11 protein-coding genes are annotated in these 13,322 nt (G+C 64.2%); 5 read left to right on the top strand and 6 right to left on the bottom strand.

Annotation, left to right across the window (positions count from 1 at the left end; genetic code table 11):
- Positions 1-10: 10 nt before the first annotated feature.
- From H7A76_RS12860 to H7A76_RS12880, 5 genes are all read right to left on the bottom strand, one after another.
- Positions 11-355, bottom strand: a complete 345-nt coding sequence (locus H7A76_RS12860; RefSeq protein WP_185698828.1) for a TIGR03067 domain-containing protein — start codon at positions 353-355, stop codon at positions 11-13.
- A gap of 29 nt (positions 356-384) precedes the next feature.
- A complete protein-coding gene (locus tag H7A76_RS12865; RefSeq protein WP_185698829.1) occupies positions 385-1,032 on the bottom strand; it encodes a response regulator in 648 nt (215 codons plus the stop codon).
- A 77-nt stretch (positions 1,033-1,109) separates the two neighbouring features.
- On the bottom strand, positions 1,110-4,289 hold the full coding sequence (locus H7A76_RS12870) for a hybrid sensor histidine kinase/response regulator (protein ID WP_185698830.1): 3,180 nt from the start codon (positions 4,287-4,289) through the stop codon (positions 1,110-1,112).
- Positions 4,290-4,432: 143 nt separating this feature from the next.
- A complete protein-coding gene (locus tag H7A76_RS12875; RefSeq protein ID WP_185698831.1) occupies positions 4,433-7,399 on the bottom strand; it encodes an ATP-binding protein in 2,967 nt (988 codons plus the stop codon).
- 162 nt (positions 7,400-7,561) lie between these two features.
- Positions 7,562-8,383: an aldo/keto reductase gene (locus H7A76_RS12880; RefSeq protein WP_185698832.1), complete on the bottom strand. Its 822-nt coding sequence runs from the start codon at positions 8,381-8,383 to the stop codon at positions 7,562-7,564.
- Positions 8,384-8,615: 232 nt separating this feature from the next.
- Between H7A76_RS12880 and H7A76_RS12885 the strand changes: the two genes are divergently transcribed.
- Genes H7A76_RS12885 through H7A76_RS12905 form a run of 5 tightly spaced genes read left to right on the top strand, consistent with a single transcriptional unit; the run spans position 8,616 to position 12,384 of the window.
- A complete protein-coding gene (locus H7A76_RS12885; protein WP_022638908.1) occupies positions 8,616-8,831 on the top strand; it encodes a molybdopterin-binding protein in 216 nt (71 codons plus the stop codon).
- Positions 8,832-8,873: 42 nt separating this feature from the next.
- Positions 8,874-9,911, top strand: coding sequence for an isopenicillin N synthase family oxygenase (locus tag H7A76_RS12890; protein WP_185698833.1), 1,038 nt, complete (start codon positions 8,874-8,876; stop codon positions 9,909-9,911).
- Positions 9,912-9,938: 27 nt separating this feature from the next.
- Positions 9,939-10,742 (top strand): MetQ/NlpA family ABC transporter substrate-binding protein, encoded by an 804-nt coding sequence (locus tag H7A76_RS12895; RefSeq protein WP_185698834.1) that lies wholly within the window; start codon positions 9,939-9,941, stop codon positions 10,740-10,742.
- Positions 10,739-11,716, top strand: a complete 978-nt coding sequence (locus tag H7A76_RS12900; protein WP_185698835.1) for a methionine ABC transporter ATP-binding protein — start codon at positions 10,739-10,741, stop codon at positions 11,714-11,716. Before H7A76_RS12895 ends, H7A76_RS12900 begins: the two co-directional genes overlap by 4 nt.
- Positions 11,713-12,384, top strand: coding sequence for a methionine ABC transporter permease (locus H7A76_RS12905; protein WP_185698836.1), 672 nt, complete (start codon positions 11,713-11,715; stop codon positions 12,382-12,384). The genes H7A76_RS12900 and H7A76_RS12905 overlap by 4 nt, the downstream gene beginning before the upstream one ends.
- 8 nt (positions 12,385-12,392) lie before the next feature.
- Here the strand turns inward: H7A76_RS12905 and H7A76_RS12910 are convergent, their stop codons facing one another.
- Positions 12,393-13,307, bottom strand: a complete 915-nt coding sequence (locus H7A76_RS12910) for a LysR family transcriptional regulator (RefSeq protein WP_185698837.1) — start codon at positions 13,305-13,307, stop codon at positions 12,393-12,395.
- Positions 13,308-13,322 lie beyond the last annotated feature (15 nt).

Raw genomic sequence — 13,322 nt, forward strand, 5'->3', positions numbered from 1 at the left:
TTGGAGGTCTTCAGCGGCCCGGACGAACCCGGGCGAAGCGCCGCAGGGTTTGCCCGGGGGCGGTGTGGAAGCGGGTAGGCCGGGGCTGGCCGGCATCGGCGCCGATCCAGTCGACCCAGGTAATGGACTTGGGCGTGGTGCTGCTATCGAGGGTGAAGCTTCCGGCCAGCAGCAGCTGGCCATCCACGGTCACCACGCGAAAGCGTTCGCCCTCGATCCAGGTCAGGGCGCCCGGGGCGCTGTGCTCGTCGGGCGGGTTGAGGATGCCGCTGTCTTCCATCCCGGTCTGCTCCCAGGCGCCTTGCAGGCGTTCCAGATCCAGCAGGTCGGTGTCACGGGCCGTTGAAGGGGGCATGTTGGGGCGATTCCTTTTGCGGGCGGGGTTCAATTGAAGAGATTGCGGCCAATGCAATAGGTCAAGAGGTCCAGGTCGCTCTGGACCTCCAGTTTGCGCATGGCGGAGATCTTCTGGGCACTGATGGTCTTGGAGCTGCGGTTCTGGCTGCGGGCGATTTCGCTGACGCTCTTGCCGGATACGAACAGGCGCAATATCTCATATTCCTTGGGCGACAAGGCCGAGATCCGCTCGTTGAGCGCCACGTTCGACTCCACCACCGAGTGGCTGCTGGGCATTGGGCTGCGGTAGATGCCTTTCTGGGCGACGGCCTTGAGAGCCAGCTGGATTTCCTCGTGCAACTGGTTTTTCTGGATGATCCCCATGACCCCCAATTCCTGCAGGCGGCTGAGGATCAGCGGATTGGAGATCATGGTCAGGACCAGAATCTGCACGCGTTCGAAGTGACGGGTGATGAACTCCACCAGCTTCAGGCCGTCGCCGTAGGGCGAGTTCCCGGGCATGTTGTAGTCGGTGATCACCAGGTCCACGCGCCGGCTCTCCAGCAGTTGAACCAACTCCCCTGAGCTCATTGCCTCGCCGACGATCTCGAAGCGTTCGTCGCGCTCCATCAGTTCGCGGATGCCTAGCAGCACGATGGGGTGATCATCGGCAATGATTACTTTGAGTTTTTCCATGACAGAGACAATCCGTTTAGTACGCCAATCGGCTGGGTGAACGTAGGACGGGCGGCATATGCAATCACCGCCCCTGGTTATTCAAGAAACGCCAGCAGCTCGGACAACCGCTGCATCAGCTGCCGGACCTGCTGCTCCAGGGATGGGCTCCATGGCTCGTCCTGCAGTCGGCACTCCAGTTCGGCGCAGGCCCTGGCCAGGGCTCGAGCCTGCACGGCCCCCAGGGCGCCGGCGATGCTGTGCAGGCGTTCCGCGGCAGCTTGCAGGTCGACGCTGGCGAGTGTGTGATCCAGGCGTCGCAGGTCGTGGTTCAGGGTCTCGACGAACAACGGGCGCATCCTTGCAGAGAGCTGCGGGAACTCCAGGTCACCGGGTCGGGGGGGCGATGCCTGGGGCGCAAGTGCATCGGCCGTGGGTGGGCAGAGTAGCGACAGTTGCCGCCACAGGTGCTGCAGGTCCATGGGCTTGACGATCCAGGCGTTCATCCCGGCGGCGAGGCAACGGCTGCGCTCTTCGCCCAGGGCATGGGCGGTGATGCCGATGATCGGTAGTTGCGGGTCGCGCCGGCGCAATTGCCGGGCCAGCTCATAGCCGTCCATGAGCGGCATGTCGAGGTCTGCCAGCACCAGGTCGAACAGCCGTGGTTGCCAGTACTGCAGGGCCTGCTCGCCATTGTCCGCCAGGGTTGACCGGCAGCCCAGCGCCTGGAGTTGTTCCTGGATGATCGCCTGATTGAGGGGGTTGTCCTCGGCCACCAGTACATGCAGGCACAACGGGTTCCTGGTGCCATCGACCGCCGGGGCTTGGGCAGAGAGTTGTCCCTGGCGGGCCCGGGAGGCCGCCTTGGCGATGGCCCGGATATCGTATGCGCTGACTATCCACTCCTGGTCCCGGGATTGTCGTTCCTGGGATGGGTCGCACAGCGCGCTGACCCGCGGTCCTGGCCAGGAGTACAGGGCTGTCCGGGGTAGCAGGTCGACCAGGACCCGGTGTTGCGGCTGCTGGCTCCATTCGGCAGGCGCGGGCGAGGCCTGGATGCCCAGGCGGTTGAGCCAGTCGCAGATATTTTTCGTCAATTCCGGTACTGGTGCCCGGACGTGCACGGGAGGCCCGTCCGGAAGGGGCGTCAGGCCTGGCAAGGAGCCGGGCAGGCGCGGCATCTCCAGGCGCACGGAAAAACTGCTGCCCAATCCAGGTTCGCTGGTGACCTGCAATTGTCCACCCATCAGGGTGCAGAGCCGATGGCACAGGGGCAGGCCAAAGCCGGCACGACTGGAGACATCGTTCAACTGCTGATGCAGGTCGAACAGATGCGCCTGCTTTGCCGCGGGGATGCCGATGCCGGTATCGGTGACCTGCCATTCGATGCAGGCTTGCTGTCCGATCGATCCCAGCAGCCGGAGGCGCAACACCACCCGGCCGTTGTCGGTGAACTTGATGGCATTGCCCAGCAGGTTGTCGAGTACCTGGCGAATCCGCCGGGCGTCTCCCCATAACAGGTCTGGCAGTTGGGGATCGATGGAGGCGTAGAGTTGCAGCCCTCGCTGCTGGGCCGCGGCCGCGAACTCCTGCAGGGCTGCCTCCGCCACGTCCAGCGGACAGAACTCCACGGGAGCGATGCCGATATGCCCGGCCTCGATCCGAGAGATGTCGAGAACATTGCTGATCAATTGGAGCAGGGCATTCGAGCAGCGCTGGCTGGTGTGCAGGTAGTTGGTCTGGCGCGGATCCAGTGGCGTCAGGCCGAGCAGTTCGAGGGTCCCCAGTGCTGCGTACAGCGGTGTCCGCAGTCTTTGGCTCATGATCGTCAGGAACCGGGCCTTGATTTCGCTGGCCTGGTCCGCCGCCTGCGTGGCCAGCTTCAGCGCCAGGCTGCTTTCAACTTGCTGGCTGATGTCATTGAAGGTGCAGAGCACCGCGTCCTGGTTCTGGTAGCGCGTCGCGACGAACTTCACCTGCAAGTGGCGCCCTCCGACGACCAGGCAGGTCTCGCCGTCGTCGATACGCTGCGGGTCCTGTGCCAGCACCGATAGCAGGCCGCTGCTGCCTGCTCCTTGCCGAGCGTAGGGATTTTCCAGCAGGAGCTTGAAGTCTTCTCGGCGAACTACGCACAGGCCCGTGAGGGCGCTCTCGATGAGGGTGTGGCTGAAGGCTTCGCTTTCCACCACTTGCTCATGGTGTGGGTGTAGCGCGACTGGCTTGCGATTGCGTTGCCAGTGGCTGGCTCCCCAGCCCCAGGCGACCGCTCCCAATACCAACCCCAGCAGACAGGTCATGGCCCGTGGTGCTTGCCCGTAGAGGTTGCGGTAGCTGATGCGGTAGAGACCGGTCCATGGAGGAGTGTGACTGGTGAACTTCAGGATGACGCCCTGGCGGTCGAAATTCGCGCCATCGTGCAGGGTCGTGGTCGAGCCCAGGGAACCGGCCAGCACGGTGCCTGCCGGGTCGATCAGGGTGAAGTCGTCATAGACCGGCGCGCTCAGGAGACCCTCCAGCTTGCCGGCTTGGTCCAGTGCCAGCAGCGAGACCATCTTCATCCAGCCGTCGGCTCCCATTACCTGTAGCTGTGTCGGAGCCAGCTGCAGGGTGATGTGGGCCAGCAGTTGGGCGCCGCTGCCGGTCGAGCCGGATTGGGAATACGGTTGCCAGTCAACCGGTTGCGCGACGAGGCGTCGCTGCTTCAGTAGCGCCAGGCGCAGCTCCGGCACCGACGGAGCGTCTGTATCAGCACGGGCGTCCAGCTTTTCAGAGCGGACACGAGGCGCGAGGGTAGCCAGGTCGAAACCGCTGCAGGCATTGAGCAGCAGCACCTTGGGTGGGCTGTAGTGGGACCCGGACCAGAAACTTCGATAGAACGTCGACAAATGCATGCCCACCATGAGCAGTCGCGGCAGGTCGTTGGTAACCAGTGGGCGGTGCGGGACCATGGAGCCCGACCGGGGCCGATCAGCGCAGCTGCCATGGACCAGAGGCGCGAAGGCGGTAGGTAATCGCAGCGGATAGCGGGTATTGGCCTGGTACGAACTGGCCAGAGCGAGGCTCGCCGCACGCTTGAGGAACAGTTCCTGCTCCTGGATGTTCTCCATCAACCGGATGAAGTGCACCCGCAGCGTATCGGACTGACGTTCCACCAAGCACACCGTTGTCCAGCCCAGGCTGGTGCACAGCAGGGCCAGCCCGAGCAGGATCAACAAGCCCAGGTTTAGCCGTGGCTGGCAGCGAACCAGGCAATCTGGAAAGAGAGTGGGGGACTTCATCACTGATATACCGAACACATGGCTAAGACCCGCTGACGGGGCTGTTTCTTTGAATACGGTTCTAGGTCCCGAAGAGGGCCGGGACAGAGGGTGGGAGGAGATCAGTGCCGGATGGGCCATACCGCAGGCCAGTTCCCTGCGAGTCAGCCGGTGCCCGGTCGTGGGGCTACCGTCCAGGCCGGTGGCGGCTTGCTGCGCCGAGGTTCGCCGCCAGGTGGCGGGGCGCCAGAATGTCGAGTTCCGGGAGCCGCGATCTTTCGGCGCTCGAAGTGTTTCGCAGCTTCATGGGCGGTTTTTTCATACAGTGCCAGGTAGTTGAACAACGCCCTCAATACAAAGGGTTTGACCAGGCAATGATTCATCCCGGCGTCGAAGCACAATTGTTCTTCTCCGCGCATGGCATTGGCCGTCGCCCCGATGATGGGGGCCGAGCAGCCGCGACGACGCAGCTCCCTGGCTAGCTGGTAGCCGTTGAGCCTGGGCATGTTCACATCGGTCAGCACCACGTCGAAATCCCCGTTCTCCCAGATGCCTAGCGCTTCTTCACCGTTGGCCGCCTGCTCCACGCTGCAGCCCAGTTCTTCCAGCTGGTCCTTGAGGATCAACTGGTTGATCAGGTTGTCCTCGACCACCAGCACATGCAGGCTGAGTTTCTTCAGGTCGCGACTGTCGTGGTGGTGTTCGTCGTGGTTGACCCAGACTCCCAGGGCCTGGCTGACGGCCTGGTGGATCCCCCGCAGATCGTTGCTGTTGACCTGCCAGGCGCCTTCGTGGGTGGGTGTCGCGTGGTGACCGTCACCGCAGGCCAGTACCAGCGGCCCGGTCCAGCCGGGTTCCAGCCTTTGCTCCAGGATACCGGGGTGTACTTCGATCAGGACGCTGTCACTGTCATGGCCGCTGCAACCCGACAGGCCGACCTGGGCCCGCGCGCCCCAACGACGTAGCCAGCCGGTCACCGACTCGGCCAGTTCGCGGACCGGCGATATCACGTGGATCATCCGCGCAGGCAACGGGCTGGCGGGCATGAGTCGTGGCGAGGCGGTGCCAGCTTCCAGCGGTAGGGTGAGGCTGAAGCTGCTGCCCAGTCCCGGCTCGCTCACCATGCGCAGTGAGCCCCCCATCAACAGGGTCAGGCGCTGGCAAATCGGTAGGCCCAGGCCGGTGCCAGCGACGACGTTGGTGTTGCCTCCGGTCTGGTAGAAAGGCTCGAAGATCATTGCCTGATCGTCCCGGGAGATGCCCCGGCCGGTATCGGATACTTGCCAGACCAAGTCGCTGTGCGAGCCATCGCGGTGGCCACCCCCGACTCGTAGCACGATGCGTCCCGAGTCGGTGAACTTGACCGCGTTATTCAACAGGTTACTGAGGATCTGGCGGATTCGCGTGACATCGCCCAGCAGCATCTCCGGCAATTGCGGATCGATACAGGCATAGAGTTGCAGGCCCTTGGCCCGGGCAGCTGCGGCATAGCTTTGGACGAGTTCGTACACCAGCTCCAGGGTGTTGAACTCGCTGAGCTCCAGGGCCAGTTGCCCGGCCTCGATCTTGGATACGTCGAGCACGTCGCAGATCAGTTGCAGCAGGGTGCCGGAGGAGCCTTCGATGGCCCGCAGGTAATCCCGTTGTTGCTCGTCAAGGTGGGTGCGCGCCAGCAGCTCAAGGGTTCCGAGGACTCCGTACAGAGGCGTGCGGATCTCGTGGCTCATGGTGGCCAGGAACAGCGTCTTGGCTTCATTGGCGGTATCGGCCAGGCGCCTGGCTTCTTCCAGGGTGGCCTCGATCTGCTTGCGTGCCGTGATGTCGCTGAACGCGCAGAACAGCACGTCTTCGCCCTTGTAGCGGGTGGGTGCCGAGCTGAGATAGAGGTGGCGGCCACCAGCGGTCTCGAAATAGTCCGAGCCGTCGGAGCGATTGGCTTCGAATGCCCGAGCGATCCAGCCGGTGCACAACTGCTGGCGTTCGCTGCCATTGCCCAGCCATTGCTGGGACAGGGCATTTTCCAACACCACCTGGCCATCGCTGCGGCGCAGTACGCATAGGGCCACGGGAGCGATCTGGATCACATCGCGGCTGAACGCCTCGCTTTCGATCAGGGCCTGGATCCGATGCAGTGCCGGAGCGATCAGGCGCACCTCGATCCAGTGGGTCAGCAGGCCGATCAGGGCCATGCCGAAGAGACTGATGAACAACGCGGCGAGCAACTGGGGGAAGAGAGTCCTAAGCAGGGCATACAGGTCGAAGGAGTACACCAACTGCCAGTCGGAAGTCCCGAGTTGTTTGCGGATCACTACATGGTCGGGCCACCAGCGGCTGCCCAGGAAACCGAAGAAGCTCTCACCCTTGACCCGCTGCACGGCTTCGATCAGTTGGAGGTTGGGGGTGCTGCTCAGGAGCAGTCCGCCCAGGGAACTGAACATCATGAAGTCACCGGCGTCCTGGTTCTGCAGGGCTTCGGAGACGCTGCTACCGTCCATCTCCAGGCCCAGCCAGCCGGAGTCGGCGAAGCGTTCGTCGAGGCGGGTGAAGATGTACAGCCGAGCCGCTCCGGAAGAATGATCCGTCAGCCATAGCTCATCGCCCATGGGCACTTCGCCGGGTGTCAGGCTGGACAGCCTGGTGAGCAGGGGCCGGGGCAGGATGGTGGTTTCCGGATGGGGGCTGAATAGCTGCTGGACTTCGTATTGTGGCCCGGCGTGGACGTACAACAGCGTCAGTTGCTTGTGCTCGAGATAGTCGCGCATGCGCTGGGTGAGCCAGAGGCCCCACTGGTGTTCGCCGGGCGAGCCCAGGCGCAGGTGGATCTCTTCGGAGGCGTCGTTGCTTGGCGCGAGGTCGTCGGTGATCGGCTGGGGCTGGTACACGGCGGCCAGGCTGAGGCTTTCCAGCAGGGCTTTACGGGTGGTGAAGAATGCCTGGGCTTCGGTGATGGCGCTGCTCATGTAGCTGCGTCGCTGGGACAGTTCATTGTTGAGGGTCGAGCGCAGGAAGTTGTAGACGGCGCCCAGCAGGACGATGAGAAAGATCAGCGCAACGACACGAAGCAGCCGGCGGGCTGCTTCGGGAGAGGAAAATAGAGGATTGATCTGATGTAGATAGCTTTTTAATCTCATGCGCCAACTGTAATTGTGGGCATGACAGGCCGGCATCAGACAATTCTTAAATCATCGACGGCAAATTAGATTTGTCTGAGTACAAGGCCACGGCCTGCCTGGTGTCATGGCGAGTGTTGTTCGTTCACCAGGAGCATTGCCTGTGCGTAGTGCGGACTTGGCTCAGACCATTCCCAGGCGCTGCTTGCGAGCAGGGGGCGGAAACACCTGGTCCAGCTCCTGCAGATCCTGGGGTTGTAACTGCACCTCGCCAGCCTCGGCATTGAGGCGCACGTGTTCGGGATGCACGGCCTTGGGAATGACCAGTACGCCGTCCTGGCGCAACAGCCAGGCCAGGGCCACCTGGGCCGGTGTAACGCCGTGGCGCCGTGCCACCTGTTGCAGCACTGGTTCGGCCAGCAAGGCGCCACCTTGGCCGATCGGGCAGTAGGCCATGAGGGGCATTCCCAGTCGCTGGCAGGTTGGCAACAGGTCGAACTCGATCCCCCTGGATTCCAGGTTGTACAGCACCTGGTTGGTGGTGCAGGCCGGCGTATCGAGCTCGTCCAGGTCCGCCACGTCGAAGTTGGAGACGCCCCAGCGGCGGATCTTGCCGTCCTGGCGCAAGCGCTCGAAGGCCGCGACCGTTTCCTCCAGCGGATACTGGCCACGCCAGTGCAGCAGGTACAGGTCGATGACCTCGGTGCCCAGGCGCTTCAAGCTGCGCTCGCAGGCTTGGGGCAGGCTCTTGCGGCCGGCGTTGTGGGGATAGGCCTTGCTGACCAGGAAGACTTCGTCGCGCCGCCCGGCAATGGCTTGGCCGACCACTTCCTCGGCGCCGCCTTCGCCGTACATCTCGGCGGTGTCGATCAAGCTCAGCCCGAGGTCGAGGCCGCCGCGCAATGCCGCGACTTCCCGGTCTCGTTGCCGAGGATCCTCGCCCATTCGCCAGGTGCCTTGGCCAATGACTGGAACCTGCATACCGGCGAGCTGCAACCTGCGCATGACTATCTCCTGGCATCTGTGGATCGATGAGGGAAGGGCACAGGGAAACAAAGCGTCCAGTGCCGGTCAAGCACCGAAGGCGTGGGAATGAAAGCAAGACGGTGGAATCTTGAATATCTCTAAAAAGAATAAAGTTCTAATTATTTATTCCTTTTAAGGATTTGAGCGAAGGTGCATGTTAATCGCCAGCCGCTCAACTCCTGAGTCCGGTGCCAACAGAGGATGTGCCCGCATGACCATTCAAGCGATCAACGTACGCAATCAGTTCAAGGGCGTGATCAAGGAGATCCACCAGGGCCAGGTAGTTTCGGAGATCGATGTACAGACCGCTTCGGGCATCGTCACTTCGGTGATCACCACGCGTTCGGTGCGCGACCTGGAGCTCAAGGTCGGCAGCGAGGTGATCGCCTTCGTCAAGTCCACCGAGGTGTCCCTCGCCAAGCTCTGAGGCACCGCTCTTCGGAGATGATCATTCACAGGGGAGTGAAACATGCCGCATTCGCTGGATATCACTGCATTACCTGTCCTGGATCTGGCCCAGCTGGACGCCGCGCCCGAACCGCGCCAGGCCTTTCTCGACGACCTGCGCCAGGCGGCGCGGGATGTCGGTTTCTTCTACCTCAAAGGACATGGCCTCGACAGCCAGCTGTTGCGTCGAGTGCAGGACCAGGCCAGGGCCTTCTTTGCCTTGCCCGAGGCCGACAAGGCTGCGGTGGACATGATCCACTCGCCGCACTTTCGTGGCTACACCCGCGCGGCCTCGGAAATCACCCGTGGCCAGCCGGACCTGCGCGAACAGTTCGACCTGGGAGCCGAGCGCCCGGCCCTGGACCTGGAGCCGCACAGCCCACCCTGGGTTCGCCTGCAAGGACCCAATCAGTGGCCCGCGCAGTTGCCTGAATTCAAGCCGTTGCTGCTTCAGTGGCAGCAGGCGATGACCGGCATGTCCCTGCGCCTGCTGCGCGCCTTCGCCCTGGCATTGTCGTTGCCGGAGACCGCATTCGATGAGCTGTACGGTGAGCGTCCCAACGAACATATCAAGCTGATCCGCTATCCGGGCCAGGTGCCCGGGCAGAGCAACCAGGGCGTCGGGGCGCACAAGGACTCGGGGTTCCTCAGCTTCCTGTTGCAAGACCAGCAGGCGGGCTTGCAAGTGCAAGTTGAGGAGGACCGCTGGATCGATGCCCCGCCACGGGACGGCACCCTGGTGGTGAACATCGGCGAGCTGCTGGAGCTGGCCACCCATGGCTACCTGCGGGCTACCGTGCACCGGGTCCTGTCGCCACCGGCGGGGCGCGAGCGGCTGTCCCTGGCGTTTTTCCTCGGCGCCCAGCTGGATGCCCGAGTGCCGCTGTATCCATTGCCCGCAGCGTTGCGAGACGAAGCCCGCGGCCCGGCCAGCGACCCGCACAACCCGCTGTTTCGAGACGTTGGCTGGAACTACCTCAAGGGCCGCCTGCGTTCGCATCCGGATGTGGCCCGGCGCTTCTATGCCGATGCCCTGGTGCCCAAGGCCGTGAGTGCCTGACCTTTTCGTCGATCAAGGACATTGCCCATGCAGAAGACCTATCTGTCCGCCCTGGCGTTGCTGATCGGGCTCGGCCCCTTGGGCGCCGCCGCGCAACCGCTGCGAGTCGCCGCCGACCCGGTGCCCCACGCCCAGATCCTCGCCTATGTGCAAAAGCTCGACCCCCAGTTGGAGCTCAAGGTGATCGAGATTCCCAACGGTGTGAACTCCAATGAGCTGCTGGCCCATGGCGATGTGGACGCCAACTACTTCCAGCACCTGCCATACCTCAAGTCCCAGGAGCAGGCCCTCGGGCAACCGTTCGCGGTGGCGGCCAGCGTACATATCGAACCCTTGGGCATCTATTCCCGGCGGCATCAGGCTTTCGACCAGGTGCCCCAGGGCGGTACGGTGGCGGTGCCCAACAACGTCACCAACCTCAGCCGCGCCCTTTACCTGTTGCAGGACCATGGGTTGATCCGCCTCAAGCCCGGTTTCAGCGATCCGGCCCGCGACCAGGCGACTGCCAAGGACATTGCCGAGAACCCACGGCACCTGAAGATCCTCGAGATCGAGTCGCCGCAGATTCCCCGGGCCCTGGAGGACGTGGACCTGGCGGTGATCAACGGCAACTACGCCCTGGAGGCCGGGCTGGTGCCGGCCAAGGATGCCCTGGGCCTGGAGCAGGCCGAGCACAACCCCTATGCCAATATCCTGGTGACCACGCCCGAGCTCAAGGACGATCCCCGTATTCGCCAACTGGCCAAGGACCTGGCATCGCCTGAAGTGGCCGGTTTCATCACCCGGACCTTCGCCGGCTCGGTACTCCCGGTCGCGAGCCAGCAGCCATGATCCAGGTCCAGCAACTGGGCAAGAGCTACGGTGACGGCCAGCCGGCGGCCTTGCAGCAGGTATCGCTGGAGATTCCCGACGGAGCGATCTACGGCATCCTCGGCCGCAGTGGTGCCGGCAAGTCCACCCTGTTGCGCTGCCTGAACCTGCTGGAGCGCCCCAGCAGCGGGCGGGTACTGGTGGATGGCCAGGACCTGGGCCGCCTGTCCGGAGCCGCGTTGCGTCGCCAGCGCCAGCGCATCGGCATGATCTTCCAGGGCTTCAACCTGCTGCATTCACGCACGGTGCTGGATAACGTCGCGGTACCGCTGGAAATCGCCGGCCTGGCCAAGACGCAACGCCGCGCCCGAGTCCTGGAGTTGCTGGAACTGGTGGGGCTGGGCGACAAGGCCCAGGCGTTTCCCACACAGTTGTCCGGTGGCCAGAAGCAACGAGTAGGCATCGCCCGCGCCCTGGCGGCCAGTCCGCGCTACCTGCTCTCGGACGAGGCCACCAGTGCCCTGGATCCGGACACCACGGCCTCGATCCTGCAACTGCTGCAACGGATCAACCGTGAGCTGGGGCTGACCATAGTGCTGATCACCCATGAACTGGAGGTGGTGCGCGCGATCTGCAGCCACGCGGCCTCGCTGGCTGCCGGGCAGTTGCTCGAGTGCGGGCCGATCGAGCGCCTGCTGGCGGACCCGCAGTCCGCGCTCGGGCGGGCACTGCTGCCGGGCTACAACCTGCCCGTGGCAGGCGAGCAACTGCAGGCCGAATTGACCTTTTTCGATAACCAGCGCGCCGCGCCGCTACTGGAACAGTTGAGCCAGCAGCAGGCGCTGAAGCTGCAGGTCCTGGCCGCCGGCGTGGAGACCGTGGCCGGCCAGCGGGTAGGGCGCTTGCGTATCGCTGCCGGCGCGGCGGACCCAGGCCGCTTCGAGCAGCTGTTGGGCGCCCTGGCCCAGCGCGGTGTGCGGAGTGAGCGGCTATGAGCCTGGCACTGGATGGGCCCGAACTGGCGCAACTGCTGCTCAACGCCACCGGCGAAACCCTGTACATGGTGCTGCTGGCCGCGCTGTTCACTGTGCTGATCGGCCTGCCCCTGGGCATCTTGCTGTTCGTCAGCCGCCAGGACGGGCTGCTCCCCATGGTGCGACTCAACCGCTTGCTGGGGATGTTGGTCAACCTGGGGCGCTCACTGCCCTTCGTGGTGCTGCTGATCGCCCTGATCCCCCTGACCCGGCTGGTGGTGGGGACCACCTTGGGCAGCACCGCCGCCGTGGTGCCGATCAGCATCGGCGCCTTCCCGTTCTTCGCCCGGATCGTCGAGAACGCCCTGGACGAGGTGGACAAGGGCCGGATCGAGGCGGTGCTGGCCATGGGTGGGCATGTCGGCCATGTGATCGGCAAGGTGCTGCTGCCCGAGGCGCTGCCGGCGCTGCTGGCCGGGTTGACCCTGACCCTGGTGCTGCTGATCGGCTTTTCTTCCATGGCCGGGGTCATTGGTGGCGGGGGCCTGGGGGACCTGGCGATCCGCTACGGTTACCAGCGCTTCAACAACCAGGTCATGGTGGCCACTGTGGTGATCCTGGTGCTGCTGGTCCAGGGGGTGCAGAGTGCCGGCGATCGCCTGGTCAGGTCCCTGGCCCATCGGCGCTGAACTGACGCTCAGCGCAAGTCTTCCAGCTGCTGCCAGCACTGCTCCAGCCAATCGCACAGGGCGCTGATGCGCTGGGGCACGAAACGGCTGTGCAGGCGCATCAGGTGCACCGGCAGGGCGGGTAGTTGCCAGTTGGGCAGGAGTTTCACCAGTTCTCCACGGCGTGCCGACGGCGCCAGCAGCCAGTCCGGCCCGGCGTGCAGTCCGGCGCCGGCCAGCAGGGCGCTATGGATAGCGCCGAGGCTGTTGAGGAAGAAGCTGGCCTTGAGCTCGACTTTCGCCACCTCGCCGGCTTGGCTGAGCAGCAGCTGGCTCGGGTTCTGCTCGGTCATCCAGGAGTAGACCAGCGCCCGATGTTCGCCCAGATCCGCTGGCTGGAGTGGGGCGCCATGGACTCGCAGATAGTCAGGGCTGGCGTACAGGCCATGGGATAACTGTCCCAGGGGGCGGGCCACCAGGGACGAGGCCCGCAGGTGGCCCACCCGCAGCGCGACATCGATGCCTTCGGCCATCAGGTCCAGCGCCCGGTCGGACAGCACCAGGTCCAGGACCAGGGCCGGATGCTGGCGCTGGAAACCGGCGAGCCAGGTGCTGACATGACGTTCGCCCAGGGCCACCGGGGCGCTGACTCGCAGGCGTCCAGAGAGCTCGGGAGTGCCCTGGTCGAGGCTGGCCAGCAAGGCGTCCATCTCCTCCAGCAACGGGCGCATCTGTTCATAGGCCCGGGTGCCGGCCGGTGTCAGGCTGACCTTGCGGGTGCTCCGATTGAGCAACTGGGTATTGAGCCGGTGCTCCAGGGCGGTGAGCTGGCGGCTGACCGAAGAGGGCTCCAGGGCCAGGTCCTCGGCGGCCAGGGTCAGGCTGCCGCGCTCCACTACCCGGAAAAATATCCGCCATGCGGCGTTGTCTGGATTCTTGCGCATGGCGCAATTTGATTT

This window comes from Pseudomonas sp. MSSRFD41 (assembly GCF_014230245.1).
Classification (GTDB): Bacteria; Pseudomonadota; Gammaproteobacteria; order Pseudomonadales; family Pseudomonadaceae; genus Aquipseudomonas; species Aquipseudomonas piscis.